We start from the raw sequence: 25,637 nt of genomic DNA, 5'->3' as shown, positions 1-25,637 counted from the left end.
CTCCTTTGTTCTGTGAATCTATTATAAAGGGAGCTGATACATATGTCACTTATGCGAGGAGAAGGATTAGACAGTAACACAAGTCAACGCAAAAAGCCCACCTCCCGTAATCGTAAAACGGTAGGTGGACCTGGATTTAGTACGGGCCCCACTCAATCATCACACCAACAGTCAACGTTATTATTGCAATGACAAACCAAATAAGAAATAACGGGAATACCCATTTCAGCCATTTTGTCCATGAAACATTGGCCACAGCAAGACTTGCCATTAGAATACCGGACGTTGGAAAGATGAGATTAGTTAAACCGTCGCCAAACTGAAATGCCTGCACAGCGACCTGTCTGGTAACTCCAACCATGTCAGCCAAAGGCGTTAACATCGGCATTGCGATCATTGCCTGCCCGCTGCCGGAATTTACTAAGAAATTTAATACACCATTGGAAAGGAACATCCCAAGTGCAGCAAATACTGGAGAGAGATTTTCTAATGGTACAGATAATCCATACACGATGGAATCAAGTATCACCCCTTCTTCCAAAATGACGATAACAGCTCTCGCAAGCCCTACTACTAATGCACCGTAAACCAGTCTTTTTGCACCGTCCATGAACGTGATCGCAAGTGTATTATATCGCATTCCTGAGAGTATACCTGCACCTATGGCAATAATCAGGAAAAATGCAGACATATTATTAATGGTCCAACCTAATTGCGATGATCCATACACAAAATATCCCAAACATACGGCTACAAAAATCAGCAACAGTTTATGTCTTATCGTAAAAGGGGCTTCAAGCTGATTCTGATCATCATCACTATCCTCATACACCCCGATTATACTGGACGCGGGATCTGCCATAATTTTCTTCGCATAGCGCCATGTATACCAAATAGTTGTAGCTAATATGATAACAAAAACAACAAACCTGAAACCTGCTCCTGATAAAAGTGGAAGCTCTGCAATGTCTTGCGCGATTCCCACTGTATATGGGTTCATAAATCCAACGCTAAACCCCACAAAGTTAGCTCCAAATGTAATTGCCACTGCGATGATTGGATCAAGTTTAAGCGCCCGTGCTATAATAACACCAATGGTAACAAATGCAATGATTGCATTAGCAACAGCCCCAATTGCCCCGGTTAAAGCAAAAATAGTTGAAATGATAGCGATCAACCAAAACTCACGTCCACGCGTTAAGGTTACTGCACGTTTTATCAGACCATTTAATGCCCCAGAACGTTCGATAACCTCAAACATTCCACCTGTGAACAATATTAGGAAAATAATATCAGCTGACTGTACCATCCCCATTTGAATCGAATTAAAAATATCCATCAAACCGAGTGATGGCCCTTCTGTTTGTTGATAGGTATCAGGAACTACCCGTTCAACTCCATCAACCACTTCCCTATCAAATGAGCCTGATGGTATAAGATATGTAGCAACAAACCCCATTATCAATACCAAAAATAAAATAACATATACATCCGGCATCGCCCATCTTTTTTTCTGGAGATGATTAATATCCCTTTCACCGTTTCCTTCTGTCTTATTCATGGATGTTTACCCCCAACTTTACTGGGAAATTCACAACAAATGCTCAATTGTTATTCCCCCAAAAATCTGAAAAATAGAATATAATTTAGCATTATATCATTTATTAAGTGAAATTAAAAATGGGGGTGGAAGTGGAAGCGGAGGGACGGTTCGATTACTCCCCATAATCAAAAGAAAAAGCATGAGAATTACCCCCATGCTTCCTTCTTCTTTTACTCCTTTAATAACTTTGCATTTATCGCAACAATAATCGTACTTAAACTCATGAGTACCGCTCCCACTGCTGGGCTTAATACAATGCCAATCGGGGCCAGCACACCTGCAGCTAGTGGGATTGCAAATATGTTATAGCCTGTCGCCCACCAGAGATTCTGGACCATTTTTCGATACGTTTTTTTCGATAAATCCATTAGTGCCACAACATCGTTCGGGTTGCTTTTCACAAGCACCACATCAGCTGTTTCCATTGCTACATCCGTACCTGCGCCAATAGCAATCCCCAAATCAGCTGTCGCAAGTGCCGGTGCATCGTTTACACCATCGCCCGTCATCGCAACCTTCCAGCCTTTTGCTTGTATTTGTTTCACCTGATTTGCTTTGTCATCCGGCAACACTTCTGCATAGACTTCATCAATATCCAGTTGTTTTGCCACCCAGTTTGCAACCTTTTTATTGTCTCCTGTTAGCATAATGGAATGTATTCCCTTTTCCTTTAATGATGCGATTGCTTCTTTTGCCGTTTCACGAACGATGTCTGCTAAAGCGACCATCCCGATCAATTCATCTTCAAGTAGAACGAATACAACGGTCTTTCCTTCTTCCGACATTTCATTAAACAATTGCTGATCGTAACTAAAATTATTATTATTTATATATCCCGGACTGACAACATTTACTTTTCTTCCGTCCACGTTGCCTTGTATTCCTTTTCCTGTTATCGATTCGAAATCAGCCAGTTTCCCTAACGCCATGTCTTTTTCTTTTGCTTCCTTCACAATTCCTGTTGCTATCGGATGTTCAGAGTTTTGTTCTACAGTGGAAGCATATTTTAAAATATCTTCTTCATTATACCCCGCGCTTGATACGATATCTGTTACACCAAATTCACCTTTTGTCAGTGTACCTGTTTTATCAAAAACAACGGCATTCAAATTACGTGCCCCTTAAAAATTAGAACGGTTTCGAATTAGCAATCCTTTTTTGGCAGAAATAGATGTAGAAACTGCTACAACAAGCGGTGCTGCTAACCCAAGCGCATGCGGACAGGTGATAACCATAACGGTAACCATCCGTTCAATGGCAACATCAAAAGAGTAGCCCAGCAGCAACCAGATGAATAAGGTTGTAAGTCCCGCGGCTAGTGCTAGGTAAAATAACCATTTAGCTGCCTTGTTCGTCAAATCCTGGGTTCTCGATTTTGATTCCTGTGCTTCTTTTACCATCGTAATGACCTGAGATAAATAGGAATCTTCCCCTGTTTTTTCAACCTGTATAGTAAGAGATCCTTCCTTATTTATCGATCCGCCGATAACTTCATCACCTTTATCTTTTTCAACCGGAACAGACTCTCCTGTAAGCATCGACTCATCAATAGCCGAATTCCCATCAGCGATTATTCCGTCAACAGGGACCTTTTCACCCGGTTTTACAAGTACCCGGTCATTATTTTTCAGTTCGGATAAAGGCATATCCTGTACTTGACCATTATCATCTAAGCGATGTGCTTCATTTGGCATGAGTTTCACCAGCTGTTCAAGCGCATTAGATGCACCCATCACAGATCGCATTTCAATCCAGTGACCGAGTAACATAATATCGACTAATGTAGCCAGTTCCCAGAATAGCTGACTGCCTTCCCAACCAAACACAACCATGGTGCTGTATCCATAAGCTATGGTAATAGCAAGTGCAATGAGTGTCATCATTCCAGGATTCTTATCCTTCAATTCACTGATTCCGCCTGTTATAAATGGCCAGCCACCATAGAAGAATACTATTGTTGATAATGCAAATAAAATAAACATATCACCAGTAAAACGCCAATCGACCCCTATAAAATCTTGAATCATAGGCGATAAAGCGAGAATTGGAATCGTAATAAGTAAAGATATAAAGAATCGTTTCTTAAAATCTCCAACCATATCGCCGTGATCATGGTGTCCATGGTCTCCGTGGCTACTATGGTCATGCGCATGACTTTGATGACTGTCATGGCTATGTTCTTCACCATCATGATGGTCATGGTTTACTTCGTGATCATGTGAATGGTTATGATTGCTATGATGTTCATGTTCACTATGCTTATGTTTATCGTTCTCATGTTTTGCCATTAATATCACTCCTTATAAATTATTTTGCTACATATTGTGCGCAAAGTAATATTTTATATTTTAAGTATATAATACGATACCCCTGTAAGGTAATTTTTAAACCTGAATAGTATTTAACTGTCACCTCACTTACATGATGCTTTTTATATGGCATTATGCATAAGAATGCAGACCGGCTAAGACTAGATTCACAACAATCAGGTTGAACATGTTGATCGAAAACCCAACTACAGTCAGGCGGGTCCCCCCATGCCAACCTCTTGAAAGTCTTAAATGCAAGTATGCAGCACAGAAAAAACGTGTGATTAATGCCCAAACCTCTTTCGGGTCCCAGCCCCAGAAACGATCCCAGGCAATTTGCGCCCATATTGCAGCAAATATTAAACCACCGAGTGTAAATAACGGAGTCATGTGGACGCTTATAATTAATAATTCTTCCATTCGTACTCGTACCATATAATACATCGCCAATATGAAAATTTGATAAATGTACTTTATTGGACAGAAAAAAAGCAATCAAGGCACGTCAAAACAAATCCTCCATTGCTTATTCGATATTTATTTGGGTATTCTTTTTAATTCCAGTATTTGGTTACCGGCTTTTTACAAGCAGGTTTACCGCTTCTTTTACAATATCTTCAGAACTTTGACCGGACTCCTTCTCATTGCGAATGCATTCTTCCAAGTTTCTGCTGACAATTAACGCGATAGCACGATCAAGTGCATTTCTAGCAGCTGACATCTGATTCACTACATCACGGCATTCTTTTTCCTCGTCCATTGCTTTTAACAGTCCCCTGACCTGGCCTTCAATACGTTTCACTCTATTTTTTACTTGATCATCATAGTTCATGATGGGTACTCCTTTCTATGACACAAAGTCTATACCCATACTATATACCCCGCCGCGTATAATTGCAAAATATTTAAAAGTCACGGTTTATCAGCGGTCTGCAATCATTTATCGGCGATTGCTGCATATTTAACAGCATAAGGACCAATTTATCAGCGCTTGGGTGCATCTTATCAGCGGTTAGCCATTCAGCGATTCAGCCTTTAGCTATTCCATCTTTTCCAATTCCTGAATCATTAGATCATAATTCATTGCACCCAGTGCGACGAATTGTATACGTCCACTGGAATCAATCATATAAGAAGTTGGATATGCCATTACCTGATACATATCAGCTACATCGGAACTTTCATCCATCAGGACCGGGAATGTCATTTCAAATTCTTCCACGAACGATTCGACATCCTCCACGCTTTCTTCCGTCTCTGTCAAATCAACTGCTAAAATTTCCACATCCTCACTGTCATACAGCTTTTGAAAATCGGGGATCTCTGCCCTGCAAGGCGGACACCATGTTGCCCAAAAATTAAGGATAACACGCTGACCCCGATAATCAGACAAATGTACCGTTTCTCCCTCAATTGTATTTAATTGAAAGTCAGGAGCAATTTGTCCCTCAGAAATCCCTACTTCATCTGACTCCTCGACCTGATCCTCTTCCCCGTCAGGTATTGGTGAAGTAATTGTCCCACCACCCGAGTTATTATTTTCCTCCGTGGACGTTTCATCCGTTGAACTTGTAAAATCATAAACAGCCCACCCAAACATACCTACAACGACGAGAACAAGAATCGCTTTTTTCATTAATTGTAACCTCCATACCTTCCTGATACTGATAATGATTTAGCCTTGATATTAAGGAGAAAATAATTCTTATGATAATCCCCGATAAGGCAACTCCGATTTCACCTATTTTAACGAGCCACGATTTCCCTCATTATTAACAGTACAAGACTTATATTAAAATTTGATGAAAATACATCCGACTTTTAACAACTTTGCCGAGAAGTCCCCTTCAAAATCTTTGATTTAGTAGGGGATGAATCGGCGCTATTATTATAAAAAACAAAAAAGTCTGGACAGCAAAACAAACGTTTGGTATGATTGATACAAATCAAACGTTCGGGAAGTGACAAAAATGCTAGTATGCATGAATTACAAATATGAAATGTTTCCAAACGAAGAACAAATTCAAAAGCTGGATAGTTGGCTGTTCATTTGCCGTCATCAGTACAACTCTGCACTTTTGGATAAACAACGTTTTTACCAAAAGAACAAGACTGGATTATCCCGAACCACATTACAAGAACAGCAAAAGGAGGACAAGGAAAAATGCAAACTTCTTAAAACAATCCCGTCACAGCCTCTGCAGGAGGTACTCTTCCGGCTGGAACGATCGTACAAAAACTTTTTCGAAGGGCGAGCACGTTATCCAAAAATCAAAAAACATAAAGATTATAATTCAATGACATTTACACAATTTGGGGTCGAAAAACAAAATAGGAAAAACAAGAAAACCGGTGAAGTCAAAGAACGGAATGTGCGTTATGCGGCCTCACTTGATGAGGACAACCGTCTATTAATTTCAAAGCTTGGAGCAGTGTACGTGAATTTTCATCGCCCATTGGAGGGCAAGGTGAAACAAGTTACCATCAAACGCCAGGGCAACCATTGGTTTGCGATATTCAGTGTTGAAAAACACGTAAACGAAACGGTTGATTTCCCTGTTCCATCAACAGGCATTGATGTTGGTATCCAAAAGTTTGCCGTACTATCGGATGGGACTAAAGTCGAAAATCCGAAGTTCCTTGTGAAAGAAGAAAAGAAATTAAAACGAGCGCAAAAGAAGCTTTCCTGCATGAAAAAAGGCTCAAATAACTGGAAAAAACAACTTCAGAAAGTGCAGCAACTTCACATAAAAGTTGCGAACCAGCGCCGTGATTTTCTCCATAAGCTGAGCTATCATCTTTCGAAAACGTATAAATTCGTTTTTGTGGAAGACCTGAATATCCAAAATATGGTTAAAAATCGTCATTTGGCAAAAGCGATTCATGACGCCGGTTGGGGTGCTTTTCGTAATAAGCTCGAATACAAATGCCAAAACAATGGTGGAAAACTCGTAAGAATAAACCCGCACTATACCAGTCAAGACTGTTCCGGCTGCAAGAAGCGTGTGAGAAAGTCTTTGTCCGTTCGCACGCATGTATGCAAGTCATGTGGGACAGTTTTAGACCGAGATCATAATGCGGCCATCAATATTGAAAAAGTTGGACTGGATCTTTTGGGTATGTGTCCAACCGCATGAATAAATTGTTTCGACTGTAGGGCAAGGTCCTGTCCGAGCAGTATAAAATAAAGCCCTGGGAGATGATGTAAGACTCGGTTCAATAGAACAAAGCCATCGTCCGTGAATAGGGAAGCTCCATCAAAATCTTTGATTTAGATGGAGAGGTTCACAGTCTGTTAATCATTGTTTCGATTAACTTTTCAGGTGGTATGATTTTTTCACCTCCACCCTGCGCAACGGAAGCATTTCCTCCCCCTTTTCCATTAATTAGAGAAAGAACCTTTTTGACCAACTCATTCATTTTAGCTTCAACACTCTCTCCTTTTGCGCAGACTAGTTGAAGTTTTCCTTTACTTTCATTTACAAACAATACGATCGTATCACCCGAACGGACAGTAATTCTTTTTGCAAGCAACTGTAGTTCAGACATAGGGCGATTGTCAAAAACAGTCCTGATAATTTTCCGGCCCCATATCTCCTCAGCCTTTTCAATATACGCTTCTGCTTCATAATCTATCAGTTCCGTCTTCAGCTCATTTATCTTTTTCTCCAGTTCCTTATTTTGTTGTAACACTTTAATAGCGGTTTTATTCAGCGCTTCCTGTGGAGCATTTAATGTATCAGATAATCCTTGGATAGCTTGATGTTTCATTCCCAATTCCTTTAACACTCTGCTACCGCATACAAAATAAACACGTGTATTTTTCTTCTGCTTTTCCCAATGTAGAATTTTTAGCGAACTCACCTGTCCAGTGGAGTCAGGATGTGTTCCGCCACAGCCGTTATAATCAAAATCCGGAATAATGACGAGTCGGATATTTTTGGAAACAGAAACTTCTTTTCGGAGTGGATACTGCGAAAGGTCTTCTGCATCCACCCATTTTGTCACAAGCCTCCTATTTTCTAAAATAATATCATTCACTTTATTCTCCACCATCATTATTTCTTCACCACTTAGATCGACTGTGTCCAAATCAATCGTGCAAATCTCCCGTCCAAGGTGGAAACTAACCGTTTTATAATCAAATTCTCTCTCAAATGCCGCAGAGAGAATATGCTGTCCAGCATGCTGTTGCATATGATCAAATCGTTTCTCCCAGTCAATCTCACCTGCAATCCCATGATTTGTATCGACAGGTACTCTAGTATAATGGCGCACTTCCCCGTCAATTTCCTGCACGTCATAAACCTGTACACTATTCAATGTGCCGGTATCATGCGGCTGTCCGCCTCCTGTCGGATAAAAAGCTGTACGGTCCAGCACCACATAAAAACGATCATTATCATCCTTCCCTGATTTCAGCACGCTGGCATTGAATTTGCACATATATGGATCGTCATAATATAACTTTTTTGTTGCCATAACTGTTACTCCTTTTATTGGTTGGATTTTTTACCATTATACTAATAACTTAACTTATCGTGTAGATTTAAACCTTCTAGATTATAGAACAGTTGGCACATATAAAAGTCAGCGTCTTTAGACGCTGGCTTTTAATTAAGACTTATAGACTCTGTGCGGGCCATTTGGACAGTCGTTCATTTTCGTATTTATCTCCTATACGACTTTCCCCGCCTACTTCATCAAAAATGCTTCAAAATACGTCTGTGCTACCCTCTTAAATCTCCGCTTTTTCTGTACCATCCAAAAATCTCTTGTTAAATGAAAGTCTTTGATGGGGATTTCTCGTAATGTCTTATATTTTAATTCTTTCTGGGCGGTTAATTTAGGTAAGATACTCACTCCTAAATCAGCTTCCACTGCACTTTTTATGGCTTGCGTACTACCGAGTTCCATTGCATTTTCTATATTTTCTAGAACATGATGTAGCCTTAATGCATCTTCAACGATTAACCGGGTTCCGGACTCTTTCTCTCTCAAGATCATCTTTTCCTCGGGTAACTCGTTAAGCTCAATCTCACGTTTATCTCCCCAACGATGCGCGTAGGGAGTAACTAATATTAATTCATCATCTGCAAATTTTTGTTTTTTGTATTGGTCATTTTGGAAAACACCTTCCACTAAAGCGATATCTATTTCATTTTCCTCCAATTTCTGAAGAATAAGGGGTGTGTTACCAATCGATAAATTGAATTTAATATCAGGATGAAGCTTTTCAAAACGGCCAATTAAACCAGGCAATAAATATTCTCCAATGGTAAGACTTGCTCCGATATGTAAGATTTTTTCCATTTCTCCTACTTGTTCCTGAATCCCTTCGTAAGCTGCTTTATTTAATGCAAGTATTTCTTTTGCATATGGATAAAGCAGTTTGCCGGCTTCCGTCAACTTTAACTTTCCCTCTTCTCGATCAAATAGTGTTGTTCCATAGCTGTCTTCCAACTGGCGTATTTGCCTCGTTACAGCAGGTTGTGACACAAATCCCAAGTGCGCAGCTTTTGTAATAGTCCCTTCTTTCACCACATGGCAAAACATCCTCAAATTATCAATATTCAACCCTATTCCCCCTTTCTCTTCTATCAAAATAGTGCCTAGCCCTATTCTAAATCCTATTTTATCATAACAGAATCATACCTATTCACTTTTGTTATACCCTATAAAATAAACTGATTTGGGTTGTTTCGCGTTCCATGAGAAGATAAAGTAAGTACTCGGATGAAAGAAAGGAGTGAATTTCGTGGATATCTCAACAGGAATCCTGCTACTTATTATCGGAATTATTGCCGGAGGATACGGCACTATCGTAGGAGCAGGCGGTGGCTTCATCTTTGTACCCGCATTACTTATTCTACTAGATACGGATCCAGTAATCGCAGCCGGCTCTGGTTTAGTAATTGTCCTGATTAATGCCATCACAGGTGTCTTCGGCTATGCGAAACAGAAAAAAGTAAATTATAAAACAGCCCTTACCATCGGAATAAGCGCCCTCCCAGGGGCATTGCTGGGAGTATGGTTACTACAAGTTTATTCTTCGCAATATTTTTATGTTATTTTTGCAACGATATTAGCTGGCCTTGGAATCTTTTTATTTTACAAGAACTCCACATTGCAGGGAAAACTTTTTAAGAGCAGAGCTCCTGTTGCTGCAACACAAGCAGAACCAAAGGTATTAAATAACAGTTGGTTTATCCCCTTAGGGCTTGTTATGGGTGTTTTGTCCAGTTACTTAGGGATAGGCGGCGGCTGGTTATTAGTCCCGATTTTAATTTACCTGTTTAAAGTGCCTACACACCAAGCAGCGGCTACATCTATCTTGTCCTTATCTCTCTATTCTACGGTAGGAGTCATTTCTCATCTCTATTACAGTAATATTGACTGGATGATAGTTGCATTTGGAGGCGTTGGTGTCATAATTGGCGCAAACATCGGAGTGAAATTGTCACAGCGCCTCCCAGGAAAAGTTGTCCTGCAGATGCTGTCAGTGTTGCTGGTAGTTATTGGTGTGAGGATGTATTTCCAATAAATTGTGAAGAAATGCATTAAACTAACGGAGATTTTATAAACAACAGAAAAAAAGGGAGATTATTTATAAAACAATCTCCCCTTCTGAATTTAATTAGTTATTTTGTTGCAAAAATTCTTCGGTCGAAGTTATATTGGCATACATGCCGTCAAGTGCGCTAACAAATGAATAATGAACCTGTTCTGCTGGAACGACCTTACCTTGATAAGATAACTCCCTAGTTGCACAAGCATCTTCAATTAGTGTAGCTTCAAAACCTAGATCAACTGCAGCCCTAACTGTTGCATCAATACACATATGCGTCATCATACCTACAACGACTACCTTTGTTACACCTTTTTCTCTTAACTTGCTTTCTAAATCAGTCTTCAAAAAGCTGTTAGGGAAATTTTTCACAATTGTATTTTCTTTTTCTAATGGTAGAACAGTTTCATATATTTCAGCTCCTTCTGTATTTGGAAGAAAGAAGCCTAACTCTGGACTACCTGCGATATGCTGAACATGAAAAATATTATCCTTATTGTTTTGTCTAAACCAGTCAATAACTTTAACAGCATTAGCGGCTGCTTTATCAGGATTGCTTAACTCCATCTTTCCATTTGGAAAATAGTCATTTTGTATATCAACTACGATTAAAGCTGTACTCATTTTTCCACCTCATTTATAAAATTTTGTTACACTATAATATTGAACCTCCCCCACCAATTCAAAGAATTGGTGGGGGATTCTGAGCTACTTAAAAGATTAGATCAGAACCAGCGCTCGTTCAACTAAGCCTTGGATTTTCTGCTTTCTAGTTTATCCAGACCTATTTTTTCGAAATCTGTCAAAGCATCTTGAGGAAATAATGTATTCCAGGAACACAACCTGTTTAAACTAGAAAGCTCTATCTGATAGAACGTATTTTTACGAATAATAGATAGGGAGTTCGAAATGTACGCCCATTGCGCCCAGTGATGTAGACCTTGTTTCTTCTCTGGAACAAGCGAATGCAACACCGGTGGAAGTTTTTCTTTGAAACCCATCGTCCTGCGAGCAATGACATACGAAGCAGCCTCGTGAATAGAAATTCCGAGACGTTTCATATATTTCATTTTACCAATTTGACTCGTATAGGCAGGGTTTACCTCGTAAACCTCCACGCCCATCTTGTCAGCACGGCTTTTAATAGCCATTATCATAGTATTATAAGCAAATTGACTCATTCGTCGATTTACCTTTTTATTTCCATAAGGATTTTTGACTTTGGATTTCATCGTATCTAATTTTTCTAGTGCAATTGGCTTTTTATGTTGGGCGGCATAACCAACGAAATTGATAGCTTCGGCTTCGATGATTTTTTTCAGTTGACCGGTTGTTTTATTATGGACATCAAATTTCATCGAAAACGATTCGATGAGTTGCCCGATTTGATTTATATTCGATACAGCAAAATGGTCAACGTTTAAATCCAAACCAATAATGCCACTATCTTTGGCGTGGTTAACATACGGATCTGGTGATACATCAACTAAAGCTTTGACAATATAATATTCGCCGCGATCTTCAATCGACCAACTAATTGGCTTGCCAAATGCTTTTTTGTTCTTTAAATTCATTTGTGTACGAATAGCATTATCTATATTTTCTTGGCCATACGGAAATACGACATTATCAAATTTTATAACGTTTCCGTTAATAGCTTTAAACGAAAGTATATTATTATCTGGATCGTACGTAAAAACAAAATTACCATATCTCGCATCTTTTCTACCAGAGACAATCATTTTCCCGTAACGAGCCAAATACCAATCCTTTCTCCAAAGATCTGGATTTGATTGATATTTTTGTGTAGTCGTTCTTGCTTTTGCAAGTTTTTTTGATCCAAAACAAACGCTTTTTGTGTTTTTTTGTAAGCTAGTAATTTGTTTTTGTAGCCTATCTAACCTAAAATGCAAATGCCCCAGACGGGATGCCAGCTGCTTCATTTGAACATCTATATAGAGGTGTTCAAAATCATAACAGTTGTAATAAATATCCGTTTTATTTTTAAATTCCACAACAAAAAAGTTGCCTTTTTGTTGTTCGCGGGAAGTTTTATTAAATTTCGGCTCCCCTTTCATAAAAGAGGACTTTATTTTCTTTAAAATAGTCAGATTTGATTTAGTATTTTTGATTTTTTTCTTAACAGATTTGATCTGTTCTTTTTTATTCGAAATATACATTTTCGTGAGTTCTTCTTGTGCAGAGAGTAGCGCCTTGCCTGCCTGGACGATACTGGTTGTATAGTAATCACTTAATCCATACTTTGCTTTTACACTTAAGTGAACGGATTGCTTTGATTTAGCTTTTGAACCACGCTTCTCACGAATTTCCTCCTGTACCCGAAAATGTTTCGCCTGATTAAACATAAAAAGGGTGTGTTGTGTATTATCTACAGAACTATTTTCTAACGTGTTTTTATATATTCTGTTAGAAAAATAAGTTTGCATAGTCATACACAACACATCCCTTTTCAATTATTTAAATTTATTATATAACATACGAACAGTTGCTTCCAATGATATGATTGCATTATTGGAAATTTTTTCTGTCTTTCCTTCTTTTTACTGCGATTTATCTCACGCTAATTGTTGAAAACCGCAATTTGAAGGAGTCTTCTCGCCTAAGTCGATAAACCATATATTGATTTCTATCGATACGTTGATGAAACATTTTTATATCGAAAAATTTCATGGTGAAAGGAAATTATTATGGAACTTGATAATACTGGTTTTCAGATCCTGCAATTACTATCCGAAAATTCACGTGTTCAATGGAAAGACTTAGGTGAACAAATTCATATGACGGGACAAGCAGTAGGAAATCGGATTAAAAAACCAGAGGAAAGCGGCGTCATTAAAGCGTACTCTATCATAGTAGATCAAATGAAATTAGGACTGTCTTATACAGCATTTGCCATCATTTATATGAAAACAGCAAAACATGATCCATTTTTACATTTTACTCTATTATGGAAACTATTCCTTGTGTCTATCCATACAAGAGATTACTTAAAGCAGTAATAGAAAAGGCGTGTCTCCGAAGTATAGACATATAACCCGGGATAAAAATTAACTGCTCCCGTTTTTTTTACGGTTGATTATGCTCTCTCCCACCTTTAACTTATAGTTATCCGTATTCTTATTGATACACTATTTATTAATAACAATCGATAACTTATAATTCGCATATTCATTTAAACCCTTCAAAAATTGATCTAACACCTCATTCGATGGAAATTTGCATTCAAGAAGATAACAACCTTCCCCACTAATTTTATAGTTGTCTACAATATATTGTTCTTGTGTTTTTATAAACGAGAAATAAGGTTGATGATTCATCGTTTGCGTCATGATAGTGATAAAAGCATGTACAACATACCCTAATTGAGCTTGATTAATCTTTATGGTATACCCCTCAATCACCTCATTGTCTTCCAGTTTCGCTACTCTATCTGCAGCAGCCTGGCCGGTCAAATGGACCTTCTCACCCAATTCCTTCATAGTGATACGACTGTTATTGAATAATTCTTTCAGGACACGCATATCTGTGTTATCTAACATTTTTCCAATCCTTTCAAGTTTCAAGTCGAACGAAAAAAAGACTTGATTTCATCCATGTATTCTTTCATCGATGCTAATATATAATAGGGGTAAATAAAAAGCAAAGGAGTTTTACCATGAATATACAACAAATTCGCAATGCAACGCTGGTTGTCGAATATGCTGGGAAGAAATTCTTAATAGATCCAATGTTATCGGAAAAAGGGGCCTTCCCACCGTTTGGACCAGCTACAGGCTTTCCAGATGCACCAAGACAAGATCAAAATAATCCGTTAGTTGATTTACCGACGTCTATTGATCAACTTATTCATAATGTTGATGCCGTTATTCTTACCCATCTGCACCCTGACCATTATGATGATGCCGCTAAAGAAGCATTGCCAAAAGGTGTAAAAATATTTGTGCAAAACGGGGAAGATGCTCAAGTTGTTAAAAATGATGGCTTTCAAAATGTGGAAGTTTTACAAGAGGGTACAGTCTTTGAAGATATCCAATTAATCAAAACAAAAGGCGAACACGGTAGAGGGGAAGTACTAGAACTCGCTGGTAACGTATGTGGCGTTGTCTTCAAACAGTCGAATGAAAAAACGTTATATGTAGCTGGAGATACGGTTTGGAATGATAAAGTTCAGAACGAAATCGAAACGCACAAACCAGAAATCATTGTAGTAAATGCCGGTGATAATCAATTCAATGAAGGTGGCTCTCTCGTCATGGGCAAAGATGATGTCTATGAAGTGTATAAGACTGCCCCTGACGCAAAAATTATTGCCAGCCATATGGAAGCTGTCAATCATTGGGGGTTATCACGAGAAGAATTGAAGAACTTCATAAGTGAAAAAGGGATCACCTCTATTGTATTGGTGCCGAAAGACGGTGAAGCATACTCATTTTAAAAGTAAAGCAGGAAGAAAGTAATTTTTCTTTCTGCTTTTAAAGTTTCATAGGTATCATTCTCGCTGTTCCATTATTACCATTATGCTTAACTCGACATTGTCTCTGATATGTCTTTGACTTGATGTCTATTTCTCTCGGTTGATTTTTTCCCATGTGCGAAATAATAAATGGCAATAGCAATAAAGGCAATGGCTGCCATGCCTAGATAGAGCCCGCGAAAGCCTGTCAATGGGAGGATAAATCCTAATAGAAATGGGCCAATTCCAATTCCAAAATCATAGAATACAAAAAAGGTCGATGTCGCTAAGCCAACTCGATGATTAGGCGCACGGTTAACAGCAATGGTTTGTGCACTTGATTGCAACGTACCAAAGCCTATTCCAATAATTGCACCAGCTATGAGCAACATAATTCCAAGTTGTACCTGACTAAGTACAATTAAACCAACACCAAATAAGAAAATTGACGGATACATGACCGAATTTTCCCCTTTAAGGTCAAACATCCGCCCTGTTATAGGTCTGGAGAGCACAAGAAAGACCGCATACATGACAAAGAAGAAACTTGCTGCATCTACTAAGTTAATTTCAGTTGCATAAGCAGTCATGAACGATAAAATGCTGGAGTATGCAAACCCACATATAGCAACAAAAATTGCAATTGGAAATGTTGTTTTTTCAAAGTAATCACTAAGACGGAAACCTTTTTTCACAGGTTGGTCTTGTGTAACTTTTTCTTTCTCTGGAACATTCATTAAAAAAGAAGCTACTAAGGCAACAATGGAGAAGATTGTTGTGGCGACGAAAATCATGCTATCAACAAAATAATTACTGATGATCAACCCTAAAAATGGACCTATTGCCATTGCGAGGTTCATACTTGTTGCAAAGTAACCCATCCCTTCCCCACGTCGTACCGGTGGGATCACTTCAACTGCTATGGTTCCTGTTGCGGTTGAACCAATACCAAAAGCAAAACCATGCACGAACCGTATGAGTAATAAAAGTCCTAAACTATTCACTGGAAAATAGAGTAACATGATGACGAAAAACAATGCGGTACCAAAGACCAGCAACCTTTTCCTGCCTACTGTTTCGATCATTTTTCCTGCTATTGGTCTTACAATGACAGCTCCCAAAACAAATATACTCGACGCAAGTCCCGCCATACTTTGAGATGCCTGAAACTGCTCAATTGAATAAATAGCTAATGTTACCATTAACATATAAAAAGATACAAACAGAAGGAAATTCGCTACGGAGATCATGATAAAGTCTTTTGTCCATAATGTTGGTTTTTGGTTCACACAAATTCCCCCTTATTAAAGTTTTTCTTTTAAAAGCTGAATCGTACGTAAAGTTGTTTCCTTATCTCCCTCGGGGATACCATCCATCAGCGCTTGTTCAAATTTACTGACTATCTGTATCGCTTCCTCGTACACGTGAATCCCTTTTTCAGTCAGCCTAATCCTTCGTTCCCTTTTATCTGTCGTTGCAATTTTTTCAATAAGTTGTAGTTCTTCCAACCGTTTGACCGTACGGGAGATGGTGGGTTTCTCCACATGCAGATAACTGCTGATTTCTACAAGTGTAGAAGTTTCATACAGTTTCAAGTAATACACTATCAACCATTGGGAATGATATAAGCCTACCTCAGCTAAATGTTCGTTTAATTTTTTAGTGAACGATCGTGTGAACTGTAAGTGTTGATGAAAAAACGCGTGATTCAATAAATTTCCCCCCCACAACCTGAAAATAGTTACCTAAGTAACTATATACTAGTTTTATGTAACTGTCTAGGTTTTAGTTTACTGGGGCGACAAATTCGACCAGTAGTTCCAAAATGAAGCACTCTTATGTAGGCCTTTTGCATACACTATTTTTGGGGTGAGAAAATGACTAGAATAAAATACACTAGTTCAGACGTTGACTTAATGGCAAGGATGATGAGAGCGGAAGCCGTGGGTGAAGGAAAACTAGGAATGTTGTATGTCGGAAATGTAATTGTTAATCGAGGTGTAGCGGATTGCCTGGATTTTACAGATGTAAGAACAATTCGAGATGTCATTTTTCAGGTGCAAGGGGGAAATTACTCTTTTGAGGCTGTCCAAAAAGGGAATGCATTTTATCAAAGAGCGCGATCTACTGAAAAAAGATTGGCAGAAAAGAATTTAAATTATTGGAGACAGCACCCAGCGAAATATGCCCTTTGGTATTTCAATCCATATGCTCCATGCCCTCCAACATGGTACGGCCAACCTTTTTCAGGCCAATTTAAAAATCATTGTTATTATGAACCTCAAGCGGGGACATGTGCTAGTGTTTATTGAGTTATGTGAGTTCAGGAAAACAGGTTTACAATATGGTCTTGTGCTAGCTGAATAGCGGGAGATTTAGGTTAAATGTCTAAATTAAAAGACCTTCAATATACAGCGTTTTAGACTTGTATATGAAGGTCTTTTCTTTATGGAAAAAATATGCTGTCACTTCCATAGCTTAAATTACTTGAAAGAAGAGTTAAAGTAAATGGATCATTTTGACATCCAAGTTCCGTCTCTATTGGGATCACTGAACCCATGAATTTCATCGTTTTCATCAATGACTAATCCCTGGACGCTCCCAAAATAAGATGTGTCATCCGTATATTGAAGATCAATCCCAAGTTCTTCAGGGTTCTGTAAAAATACGTAATCCTCCTCAGCTTGTAAAACATCTTCGTTTAATTCCAGAAACGTTCTAGGATCGTCTACGGAATCCTGAATGGGTTCGTTAAACTTAACCATTTTTACTAACTGTTGAGCAACCATTGACGTAATTCTTCTTCCGCCAGAGCTTCCAATACCTATGACAGGTGACCCATTTTTTGTTAATATCGTCGGTGTCGTATAACTAAATGGACGTTTGCCGGACTCAGGGCTATTTGGTGAATTCACACGATTACTAAAGTTTTTTAATTGATTATTTAAGAAAAAACCATTCACATATTCTCCTGATCCAAAAAAGTCACTTAGTGTATTCGTTACAGAAACCATCATGCCATTTTTGTCCACTATAACAAAATGTGTAGTGTTTCCATGATCTTCTATATCAGCATCTGACTCCAGATTCCTGCGATATTCCTCCGATAATTCAAGTCCATCGACATCGGATACGAGATCATTGATATGATCTTCTGAAATCATTTCTTCTGTTGGGACATTTGTATAGTTAGGATCCCCAACATTTTCTAAACGATCACTATAACTTATTCTATTGACCATCCCCATCATCAACGAATAGGACAAAGGTTTATCTTTAGTATCTTCGACTTGTAATGACTCAAGCATTTCTAAAACTTGAATTAACATAATACCGCCAGAAGGGGGCGGTGGAGCTAAGACATTATAGTCACCGAATTCACCTTGTAAAGGCTCTTTGACTTCAACCTCATATGATTCCAAATCTTCCACGTCTATTTTCTCTTCCTCATCGCTAACTTCATTTGCAATGTCTCCTTTATAGAAGGCATTCGGCCCTCCCTCTTGGATATCCTCTAACGTTTCCGCCAGTTGTTCTTGCACCAATATTTCTCCCTCTTCAATAGGTTCCCCATCAGGAAAGAAATGGTCTAATTCGGGCAGGTGATCAGCCTCGTTATCCAATGCATCGTGCATTGTTTCAGAAACCGTCACACCATTTGCAGCAAAATGAATTGAAGGATCAATTAGCTTCTCCATATTCATTGTTCCAAAATCATCATGCACTTTGTACATCCCTTGAACAAACCCTGGCAGCCCTATGTCACTTGAAGGTAATGTATCATCCGGTGCGGTTTCACGGTAATCATAAACGGCTGGTGTTTCGCCTTTACCGGGGTGAATTAACATCGTTCCGCCTCCGCCAATTCCTGATCCATGCGGCTCCGACACACCTAAAACAAAACTTACTGCTATAGCAGCGTCTACTGCATTCCCGCCTTGTGCTAATATCTTCATACCTACTTCAGTTGCAATTGAACTATCAGAGGACACACCATACGAACCTTCTTCCTCGCTTGTCGTTGTATCATTAAGGGTGAAGTCAGCATTCTGATCTGTTGATTGGGACCCATTAAAAATGCCACTAACAATTAATAATACGAAAAATATTAGAATCAAACCTATAATAGTAATTTTGAAATGTTTATTGTTGAGCATATTTAGCCTACACCAAAGATATTAAAAAGACAACGGCGGTAATGATTAACCCCATCACGGAATCCATGCTTGTTCTTTTCTTTTGTATTTTAACCGTTTTTAAAACCCATTCTTGAAAAGTTAATCTTGGTTGTGTTTGTTTTATTTGTTTCTTTTTTTGATATTCTAAAGTAGCTTCCATGTATATGTTCCTCCTTAAATATAGTTAGATACAGCAACTACCCCAAAGGTTAGTCCACTAAGCAATAATGTACTTCCGATTGTAGGCAGAACACCTTGTTTTTCTATAGTATTTGCAATTAATCCAGGAACGATAATCCCTATAGCCACCAATCCACTAACTGTCTCCGGAACATATTGGGGAAATGTAAAGTCGAAAATTGCCTTCATAATGATTCCAGTGGTTATCATAGCTGTAAATTTTCTTCTTCCGTATAAGATCGTAAATTTTCCAACAACCTTCATGACGACTAAATATGTCAAAAAACTGATCATAAACGTAGCAACAATACTTACTGGGGAGGTAACCATCATGGCAATATAGCCCGGAACGACTAAGCCTGCTGGAATCGCTCCTGTCCTTTCTGTATAAAATAAGCTTAGAATAACTCCGGCAGCCATTGCCAAATAAATATCTCCGGTGTCAAATACAAACATTTTCAATTCCTCTCTCTCTAGGCAGATTCCTTTGTTATTTTCATTCTCTCAAGTCGAGTTACCAGCTCATCCGCTCCCCCATGTATATTTCCAATTCCGTATATGGTTTTACCGGATAAGAATGGTTGGAGTGCTCGTACAATTTCATCGATGCTAGTCCTTTCTAGATTTATAAGATTTCTGACAGGGAACGCCCCTCTTTTATACGCATCTTCTATGGGTCCCACACTATCTCCCATTACAATTAGTGTTTCTGCTTGTATATTTGGGATAACTTGGTTGACAAATTGTTCCGTACGATCCACTCGATCTGAACGGGTATTCATTATAACTACTGGCTCATCTGTAGGATAACTCAGTTGTTCCACGCGCTCCCATATATTGATTGTGGACGTAGGGTCATTGGCAGAAAACCCATTAACCAAAAAGCTGGGATTATCTACATCACCAATTGGCAGTATCTGCATGGCACCTGGATCCGGCCAAGCTTTTAACATACCTTCACATGCTGTTTCATGATCGATACCTAGTACATCGGCAACAGCTAATGATAATGCTGCATTTTCCGGGAATACCATATACTCGAATTTTTTAAGAAAATCTTCGGAAATGATAGACGTGTCACATATATGCACCTTCGTATTCCGCTGCTTAGCCATTTGCTTAAAGTGAGGAACAAAGGGGCTGTCATTAATAATTAGATCACCATTATAAGGAATTGCTTCAGAAAATGAATCTGCCACCTCTTTTAATGTAGGCCCTAAAACATCCATGTGATCTTCTAAAACATTAACAATTAACCCGATATTTGCTTGTAATATTTTTTCTTGGAAAACGATTTGATAATCTGGTTTAACTGCCATACATTCACTCACAAGAGCATCAGCTTTTAGCTCAGAAGTTTTAGATAAAACTTTTCTTTGTTCACCTATGTTCGGACCTTCCAGTCTTCTCTTAATAGGATCCTCTTGGGAATCAAACCAGTAAAGCATTCTAGCATCTGTTCCAGTCGTTTTTCCAACTGTGTGATATCCTGCCTCTAATAAAACGCCTGTTATTAATCTAGTAACTGTTGATTTGCCTCTAATTCCGTTTACATTCACACGTACTGGGATACTTGCAATGTTTTTGTCGTTAATCATTTTGTCCTTAACCCCAAAGAAAATAGCTAAAGCAGCTAATAACAGAATGATTAAAAATTCTTCTACCATTTTTTCACCTCGACATAAAATGTTCTAAACTTATTTCGTAGCTAGCCTACTTTTCAGCATTTTAAATAAAAACAAAGGGCCCAATCCAAAACAATGTCAAAATAATGATAAAACCTCCTTGTTGGCTCTGACCTTCTATTTCATACAATACCAAAATTATATTAAACTAAAATGAAGTTAGTATATCAATTCTATTACTTCGCTCTATTCGTACTATATTACTAATTTCGCCCAATGAAATGGGTCTTTATTTTGAGAACAAAACGGCAGATTTAAAAAGATGAACTTAAGTTACCAGACTAAACGATTGTACGTATTTCAATGCTTCAATCATGATTTTAGATACTAATCATTTCTTTTTCAGCAGATATGGTTAAATACAATGTCGGCAGATTTAGTTTACAAAAATTGGGACATATTCCCATTTTTTGTCAAAATCCTGTATTATAATTGTCATTTTCGATAATAAACGACGCATTTTTCGCCCTTTTAAAAAATATATATTTATTGAACCCCGTACAAGATATATATTCTTTAATGGAATATCTTGTATTATTTGATGCTAGTGGAGATCCAATTGGATTTTTAATTGTAACAATAAAAAACTGAACCGCGAAGTAAGAGCCGGACGCTCTCTCACTTACACAGTTCAGTTTACACTCCCACCATAACATAATTAGGCCTTTCACCTAATCATTCAAAGTAATAGTTAGAAAAAAACCCATGAAGAGTAATATTTTATACAAAAATATTATCGCCATGGGTGTTTTTTGCACTTCTTTTAACTAAATTACTAGTTTATGAAATAGCATTCGTTTTATTTAATCTTCAACTGTAATATCATAAGATGCTGTTGTTCCATCTTCAGCAGTTACAGTTAGTTCATCACCTGTTGCTACTTCACTTGCTCCTTCTTTCACTTCATTATCTTCTCCGATTACTTCATGTGTTTGGTCGGAGTCATCGGTTGCTGCAAGTGCTCCCAGCACTTCGTCTACCGTTGCATCATTTGCTACCGTTACTGCTCCTATTTCTCCGTCTGTTGGTTCATCAATTGTTTTTACAATTTCTAAATGTTCTGGAGCTTTATTTGGTGCTTCAATGTCTATTTCACTGCTCCCCTCTACAGAAAGGTCATAAGATGCTGTTGTTCCATCTTCAGCAGTTACAGTTAGTTCATCACCTGCTGCTACTTCACTTGCTCCTTCTTTCACTTCATCATCTTCTCCGATTACTTCATGTGTTTGGTCGGAGTCATCGGTTGCTGCAAGTGCTCCCAGCACTTCGTCTACCGTCGCATCATTTGCTACCGTTACTGCTCCTATTTCTCCGCCTGTTGGTTCATCAATTGTTTTTACAATTTCTAAATGTTCTGGAGCTTTATTTGGTGCTTCAATGTCTGTTTCACTGCTTCCTTCAGGTATTTGTTCTACATTGTTAATTTCTGCTTCAGGTATTTGTGCTTCAGTATCAGCTTCTTGCGCGAATGAAGGTGTTGCAAATACCGATGCTGCAAAGATTGCTGATAATGCAGAGGTGGATAATACTTTACAAGGTAGTTTCATGAATAGTCCTCCTTCGATTTAATAAAAATTATTTTTTTGAAATACGTATAAGCATTTATTTTTTGCCAATACGAATTACAAAATATTATTGATTACTTCCATTTTACTAAATCAATTTCTTCATCCTACTGTCTCTTTCATGGCACCTTTGATTCCCTAAATAAGAGTACTAGGATTGTCTAATGAATGTCTAGGTTTCATAATCTTCCCCTCCAGGAAACAGTTAAGGTTTTCTATAAGACTTCAACATTATGACCTAAAATCCTTTTTACCATTTATATAGCTTTGTCTCTGTCTATTAAAACAAAGCAAGTCCAGTCCATTTGTGATATTCAATAGATGCTCCACTATTGCTTTTTTCTGGCAATCTAATCAGAAGAATCATTTTAGTGCACTGTTGCTTAAGACACACAGAACTTCGTTACGATTCTTTGATTTCATTCATTTTATCACACCCTATCCTGGTGCTAACGTAGATTTCAAGCAAAGCTGTGCTGACGCAAACCTTTCAAGAGCAGTCACCTCCTTTAACTGATAAATTCCATACAGAAGTTATAGACTGATCTAAGCTTACGGGGATGCCTTATTTCTATCATTTTCATAAACCATGAAAGAGTCATTGTTATCATCATACAATACTAAATAATCAAAAACTATATCAATCAGATAACAATCATGTGAAATTTGTAAATTTTTGTCATTTGTATTTAATTTATAGATAACACAAAGTAATCGCAGCAAAGAGCTTTTATCGATCGTCTGCCGTCTCAACGGTTGAAATAGTACGTCCTTCGATTAATCTATTTATCCACGGTTCATCATTGATCGTTTGAGACACGATTTCACCATCAATCACAGTGATAAACGCTCCATCTCCTGCGTAAATACCAGCCATGACAGAAGCAGTTCCCCCTTTTAAATCGGAAAAAAACATGAGATCTCCCTGCTGAAGCTCTTCAACATGAAGTTGATCTCCATACTCTCGCAATTCTTCCACATTGGAAGGAAGATCAGTACCGGAGGCTTCTGCATAAATTCGCTTGATAAACTCCGCTGACGTCTCATCAAACGATTCGCCGACATATTGCTCAGCCAGCTGTACCTCCTCGCTCTCCCTAACTTCCGTATCATACGTTCTTGCACCCATATAACGAGGGGGCCAATAATCACTTGTTGTTAAGTCAATGACGGTCACACCGCTGGAAGCTGTCACTGCAATCATCTGGTTATTGCCGATATAGATCGTCGGGATGATACTTGTGCCTTGGAAAAAGAAAATATCTCCTGGTTCAACTTCGTCTCTTGAGATTTCTGTCCCCTCTTCCCATTGTTTTCTTCCATAACGCGGCAGATCATACTGCCATGCTTGGTTATATACATATTGAACAAAACCGCCTGTATCAAATCCCTCATCAGGTGCTGACCCTCCTGGAGTGTACTCGGTTCCCAGCAGCTGATAAGCCTCATAAACTACATCGTTATCATATTGAATAGCAAGATCTTGAAAACGCTTCGCACCAGTAAAATGATCCCGCCAGTATTCGCTCATATACGAAATCGTCGTCTGCCCTTCTCCCCCTGTAGCATGAATGATATAATCCTCTCCTAAATAAATCCCAGTATGAGAAATACCTTCCTGCCATGTTCCTGAGAAATACAGGGCATCTCCTGGCTGTAATTCTTCATCCAAATCAATGGATTCTATATCTGTCCCTTCTGGCAGCAAAGTCTCACCAACTTCCCACTGCCGATAACTAATTCGGGGCAAATAGACATCCAGCGCCTCACGAAAGACAGTTTGGACCAAAAATGAGCAATCAAAGGCGTCCAAGGTATCTCCCGTCATTAAATAAGGTGTTCCTAAATAATTCATTGCTTCCCTTACCACAGGGCTCTCATGATTCTCATAGGTTTCCGGATTTGATTTTTCCAATATTTCATCTGTATAACGAGCTGCCCCTATATAGCGTTCGGCATAGTAGTTATGATAATCTAAATGCCTTTCCTGTACCCCGGAAGATGCAGCAATCACAAATTGGTCATCTCCTGAATAAATCCCTGAGATGATTTCCTGTTCTTCATTTTCAAAAAAGACAAGATCCCCAGGCTGTAATTCGTCTCTGTCGATACTCCTACCAGCTTCCAACTGCGACGATGGGCGTTTGGAGAGCCAGCTTCCAGTCACATCTTTATACACATAGTAAACGAATGAACCTGAGTTAAATCCTTCTTCCGGGCTTTCTCCTGTTCGATTATACGGGGTCTCTATTAAATCCCGAGCTAATTCAATGATCTCATTTTCAGAAGGAGGAGATGTATCTTCCTCGGTGTAACGTTTGGCACCTTGATAAGTATTTGACCAATAGTCACTTGTTTCCATATTCCTCTCAGAGATCCCTTCACTCGTCACAATCACAAAACGTCCGTTGTTTATGTAAATCCCTGACATCAAATGGGTTCCTTGAAAAAAGACCACATCTCCTGGCTGAAGCTCATCAACATCTTCTCCCTGGATCCATTGATCAGCAGCTGATTGGGGAAGAGAAATGCTTTTGGCATCCTCGTAGACATATTGCACTAATTCGGAAGTTATCCAACCTTCTTGATTTTCCCCTAATTTGTCCAAGGCCAGCACAGCAGCCGGATCATCGACATCCTCTTCTGTAAATTGAGCCGCGCCTGCATAGGCACCGGACCAATACTCACTTGTTTCCATATTCCGTTCAGTAATTCCATCACTTGTCACAATCATAAAACGGCCATCATTAATATAAACACCTGACATCAAACTGCTTCCCTGAAAAAAGACCACATCTCCTGGCTGTAACTCACTACGCTTTATCTCCTCACCAATTTGCTTTTGGTCTGCAGCATATTTCGGCAAGGAAATTGACTTTGATTCCTCATAAACATACTGTACAAACTCAGAAGTTAAAAACCCTTGATTGTTACTGCCAACCATATCCAATGCAAGTTCCGCAGCCGGATCACTCCATTCCTCAGCTTTAGCGAAACCAGGGCTCAATGCAAATAATATCAACATATAAAGGAATAATAACAATGCAAAACGCTGTATCCGCATTCACATCTCCT

The 25,637-nt window shown here is 38.6% G+C and carries 21 protein-coding genes and 2 pseudogenes; 5 read left to right on the top strand and 18 right to left on the bottom strand.

The window, feature by feature from the left end:
- Positions 1 to 136 precede the first annotated feature (136 nt).
- From KFZ58_RS04555 to KFZ58_RS04535, 5 genes and pseudogenes are all read right to left on the bottom strand, one after another.
- Positions 137 to 1,561 carry a YfcC family protein gene (locus KFZ58_RS04555; RefSeq protein WP_235793647.1) on the bottom strand — a complete coding sequence of 475 codons (1,425 nt, stop codon included), beginning with the start codon at positions 1,559 to 1,561 and terminating at the stop codon, positions 137 to 139.
- Positions 1,562 to 1,773: 212 nt separating this feature from the next.
- Positions 1,774 to 3,891 (bottom strand): annotated as a pseudogene (locus tag KFZ58_RS04550) (heavy metal translocating P-type ATPase).
- A 153-nt stretch (positions 3,892 to 4,044) separates the two neighbouring features.
- Positions 4,045 to 4,362: a cytochrome c biogenesis protein CcsA gene (gene ccsA, locus KFZ58_RS04545; protein ID WP_370642492.1), complete on the bottom strand. Its 318-nt coding sequence runs from the start codon at positions 4,360 to 4,362 to the stop codon at positions 4,045 to 4,047.
- A gap of 121 nt (positions 4,363 to 4,483) precedes the next feature.
- Positions 4,484 to 4,744: a metal-sensitive transcriptional regulator gene (locus tag KFZ58_RS04540; RefSeq protein ID WP_235793646.1), complete on the bottom strand. Its 261-nt coding sequence runs from the start codon at positions 4,742 to 4,744 to the stop codon at positions 4,484 to 4,486.
- A 207-nt stretch (positions 4,745 to 4,951) separates the two neighbouring features.
- Complete coding sequence (locus tag KFZ58_RS04535) at positions 4,952 to 5,548, bottom strand: peroxiredoxin family protein (protein WP_235793645.1); 597 nt, start codon at positions 5,546 to 5,548, stop codon at positions 4,952 to 4,954.
- A gap of 334 nt (positions 5,549 to 5,882) precedes the next feature.
- Here KFZ58_RS04535 and KFZ58_RS04530 point away from each other — a divergent pair, with 334 nt between their 5' ends.
- On the top strand, positions 5,883 to 7,049 hold the full coding sequence (locus KFZ58_RS04530; protein ID WP_235793644.1) for an RNA-guided endonuclease InsQ/TnpB family protein: 1,167 nt from the start codon (positions 5,883 to 5,885) through the stop codon (positions 7,047 to 7,049).
- Between the two features lie 148 nt (positions 7,050 to 7,197).
- Here the strand turns inward: KFZ58_RS04530 and KFZ58_RS04525 are convergent, their stop codons facing one another.
- Both KFZ58_RS04525 and KFZ58_RS04520 read right to left on the bottom strand, forming a co-directional pair.
- Positions 7,198 to 8,394 (bottom strand): alanyl-tRNA editing protein, encoded by a 1,197-nt coding sequence (locus KFZ58_RS04525; RefSeq protein WP_235793643.1) that lies wholly within the window; start codon positions 8,392 to 8,394, stop codon positions 7,198 to 7,200.
- A 213-nt stretch (positions 8,395 to 8,607) separates the two neighbouring features.
- Positions 8,608 to 9,489 (bottom strand): LysR substrate-binding domain-containing protein, encoded by an 882-nt coding sequence (locus tag KFZ58_RS04520; protein ID WP_235793642.1) that lies wholly within the window; start codon positions 9,487 to 9,489, stop codon positions 8,608 to 8,610.
- Positions 9,490 to 9,670: 181 nt separating this feature from the next.
- On the opposite strand from KFZ58_RS04520, the gene KFZ58_RS04515 reads away from it, so the two are divergent.
- The gene (locus tag KFZ58_RS04515) at positions 9,671 to 10,456 is read left to right on the top strand and encodes a sulfite exporter TauE/SafE family protein (RefSeq protein ID WP_235793641.1); all 786 of its coding nucleotides are present in this window, start codon (positions 9,671 to 9,673) and stop codon (positions 10,454 to 10,456) included.
- Between the two features lie 93 nt (positions 10,457 to 10,549).
- Here KFZ58_RS04515 and KFZ58_RS04510 read toward each other — a convergent pair whose 3' ends face one another.
- Both KFZ58_RS04510 and KFZ58_RS04505 read right to left on the bottom strand, forming a co-directional pair.
- The gene (locus KFZ58_RS04510; RefSeq protein ID WP_235793640.1) at positions 10,550 to 11,104 is read right to left on the bottom strand and encodes a cysteine hydrolase family protein; all 555 of its coding nucleotides are present in this window, start codon (positions 11,102 to 11,104) and stop codon (positions 10,550 to 10,552) included.
- 122 nt (positions 11,105 to 11,226) lie between these two features.
- A complete protein-coding gene (locus KFZ58_RS04505) occupies positions 11,227 to 12,933 on the bottom strand; it encodes an IS200/IS605 family accessory protein TnpB-related protein (protein ID WP_235793639.1) in 1,707 nt (568 codons plus the stop codon).
- Between the two features lie 255 nt (positions 12,934 to 13,188).
- Between KFZ58_RS04505 and KFZ58_RS04500 the strand changes: the two are divergent.
- Positions 13,189 to 13,440 (top strand): annotated as a pseudogene (locus tag KFZ58_RS04500) (AsnC family transcriptional regulator); the annotation flags it as partial.
- A 189-nt stretch (positions 13,441 to 13,629) separates the two neighbouring features.
- On the opposite strand, the gene KFZ58_RS04495 reads toward KFZ58_RS04500, so the two are convergent.
- Positions 13,630 to 14,040, bottom strand: a complete 411-nt coding sequence (locus tag KFZ58_RS04495; RefSeq protein WP_235794661.1) for an Lrp/AsnC family transcriptional regulator — start codon at positions 14,038 to 14,040, stop codon at positions 13,630 to 13,632.
- Positions 14,041 to 14,156: 116 nt separating this feature from the next.
- Here KFZ58_RS04495 and KFZ58_RS04490 point away from each other — a divergent pair, with 116 nt between their 5' ends.
- Positions 14,157 to 14,936 (top strand): MBL fold metallo-hydrolase, encoded by a 780-nt coding sequence (locus KFZ58_RS04490; protein WP_235793638.1) that lies wholly within the window; start codon positions 14,157 to 14,159, stop codon positions 14,934 to 14,936.
- An 86-nt stretch (positions 14,937 to 15,022) separates the two neighbouring features.
- Here KFZ58_RS04490 and KFZ58_RS04485 read toward each other — a convergent pair whose 3' ends face one another.
- Together KFZ58_RS04485 and KFZ58_RS04480 are read right to left on the bottom strand one after the other, a co-directional pair.
- Positions 15,023 to 16,243: an MFS transporter gene (locus KFZ58_RS04485; RefSeq protein ID WP_235793637.1), complete on the bottom strand. Its 1,221-nt coding sequence runs from the start codon at positions 16,241 to 16,243 to the stop codon at positions 15,023 to 15,025.
- A gap of 15 nt (positions 16,244 to 16,258) precedes the next feature.
- Positions 16,259 to 16,666, bottom strand: a complete 408-nt coding sequence (locus KFZ58_RS04480) for a MarR family winged helix-turn-helix transcriptional regulator (protein WP_235793636.1) — start codon at positions 16,664 to 16,666, stop codon at positions 16,259 to 16,261.
- Between the two features lie 165 nt (positions 16,667 to 16,831).
- Here KFZ58_RS04480 and KFZ58_RS04475 point away from each other — a divergent pair, with 165 nt between their 5' ends.
- Entirely contained in the window at positions 16,832 to 17,266 is a 435-nt protein-coding gene (locus tag KFZ58_RS04475; protein ID WP_235793635.1) for a cell wall hydrolase, read from the top strand.
- Positions 17,267 to 17,467: 201 nt separating this feature from the next.
- On the opposite strand, the gene ggt is transcribed toward KFZ58_RS04475, so the two are convergent.
- From ggt to KFZ58_RS04445, 6 genes are all read right to left on the bottom strand, one after another.
- The gene (gene ggt / locus KFZ58_RS04470) at positions 17,468 to 19,111 is read right to left on the bottom strand and encodes a gamma-glutamyltransferase (RefSeq protein ID WP_235793634.1); all 1,644 of its coding nucleotides are present in this window, start codon (positions 19,109 to 19,111) and stop codon (positions 17,468 to 17,470) included.
- A 7-nt stretch (positions 19,112 to 19,118) separates the two neighbouring features.
- Positions 19,119 to 19,292 carry a hypothetical protein gene (locus KFZ58_RS04465; RefSeq protein ID WP_235793633.1) on the bottom strand — a complete coding sequence of 58 codons (174 nt, stop codon included), beginning with the start codon at positions 19,290 to 19,292 and terminating at the stop codon, positions 19,119 to 19,121.
- Between the two features lie 14 nt (positions 19,293 to 19,306).
- A complete protein-coding gene (pgsC, locus tag KFZ58_RS04460) occupies positions 19,307 to 19,768 on the bottom strand; it encodes a poly-gamma-glutamate biosynthesis protein PgsC (RefSeq protein WP_235793632.1) in 462 nt (153 codons plus the stop codon).
- Positions 19,769 to 19,785: 17 nt separating this feature from the next.
- Positions 19,786 to 20,979, bottom strand: a complete 1,194-nt coding sequence (gene pgsB / locus KFZ58_RS04455) for a poly-gamma-glutamate synthase PgsB (RefSeq protein WP_235793631.1) — start codon at positions 20,977 to 20,979, stop codon at positions 19,786 to 19,788.
- A gap of 821 nt (positions 20,980 to 21,800) precedes the next feature.
- A complete protein-coding gene (locus KFZ58_RS04450; protein ID WP_235793630.1) occupies positions 21,801 to 22,544 on the bottom strand; it encodes a hypothetical protein in 744 nt (247 codons plus the stop codon).
- A gap of 748 nt (positions 22,545 to 23,292) precedes the next feature.
- Positions 23,293 to 25,626: an NlpC/P60 family protein gene (locus tag KFZ58_RS04445; protein ID WP_235793629.1), complete on the bottom strand. Its 2,334-nt coding sequence runs from the start codon at positions 25,624 to 25,626 to the stop codon at positions 23,293 to 23,295.
- Positions 25,627 to 25,637: the final 11 nt, after the last annotated feature.

This window comes from Virgibacillus sp. NKC19-16, assembly GCF_021560035.1.
Classification (GTDB): Bacteria; Bacillota; Bacilli; order Bacillales; family Amphibacillaceae; genus Virgibacillus_L; species Virgibacillus_L salidurans.
Note: the sequence above shows the minus strand (reverse complement) of the source record. Positions and strands in the feature narration are given on the sequence as shown.

Bases quoted from the DNA above. Each gene is read 5' to 3' on its own strand.
- KFZ58_RS04555 (WP_235793647.1), bottom strand. From the start codon at position 1,561: ATGAATAAGACAGAAGGAAACGGTGAAAGGGATATTAATCATCTCCAG.
- KFZ58_RS04540 (WP_235793646.1), bottom strand. From the start codon at position 4,744: ATGAACTATGATGATCAAGTAAAAAATAGAGTGAAACGTATTGAAGGC.
- KFZ58_RS04535 (WP_235793645.1), bottom strand. From the start codon at position 5,548: ATGAAAAAAGCGATTCTTGTTCTCGTCGTTGTAGGTATGTTTGGGTGG.
- KFZ58_RS04530 (WP_235793644.1), top strand. From the start codon at position 5,883: ATGCTAGTATGCATGAATTACAAATATGAAATGTTTCCAAACGAAGAA.
- KFZ58_RS04525 (WP_235793643.1), bottom strand. From the start codon at position 8,394: ATGGCAACAAAAAAGTTATATTATGACGATCCATATATGTGCAAATTC.
- KFZ58_RS04510 (WP_235793640.1), bottom strand. From the start codon at position 11,104: ATGAGTACAGCTTTAATCGTAGTTGATATACAAAATGACTATTTTCCA.
- KFZ58_RS04505 (WP_235793639.1), bottom strand. From the start codon at position 12,933: ATGACTATGCAAACTTATTTTTCTAACAGAATATATAAAAACACGTTA.
- KFZ58_RS04495 (WP_235794661.1), bottom strand. From the start codon at position 14,040: ATGTTAGATAACACAGATATGCGTGTCCTGAAAGAATTATTCAATAAC.
- KFZ58_RS04490 (WP_235793638.1), top strand. From the start codon at position 14,157: ATGAATATACAACAAATTCGCAATGCAACGCTGGTTGTCGAATATGCT.
- KFZ58_RS04475 (WP_235793635.1), top strand. From the start codon at position 16,832: ATGACTAGAATAAAATACACTAGTTCAGACGTTGACTTAATGGCAAGG.
- ggt (WP_235793634.1), bottom strand. From the start codon at position 19,111: ATGCTCAACAATAAACATTTCAAAATTACTATTATAGGTTTGATTCTA.
- KFZ58_RS04465 (WP_235793633.1), bottom strand. From the start codon at position 19,292: ATGGAAGCTACTTTAGAATATCAAAAAAAGAAACAAATAAAACAAACA.
- pgsC (WP_235793632.1), bottom strand. From the start codon at position 19,768: ATGTTTGTATTTGACACCGGAGATATTTATTTGGCAATGGCTGCCGGA.
- pgsB (WP_235793631.1), bottom strand. From the start codon at position 20,979: ATGGTAGAAGAATTTTTAATCATTCTGTTATTAGCTGCTTTAGCTATT.
- KFZ58_RS04450 (WP_235793630.1), bottom strand. From the start codon at position 22,544: ATGAAACTACCTTGTAAAGTATTATCCACCTCTGCATTATCAGCAATC.
- KFZ58_RS04445 (WP_235793629.1), bottom strand. From the start codon at position 25,626: ATGCGGATACAGCGTTTTGCATTGTTATTATTCCTTTATATGTTGATA.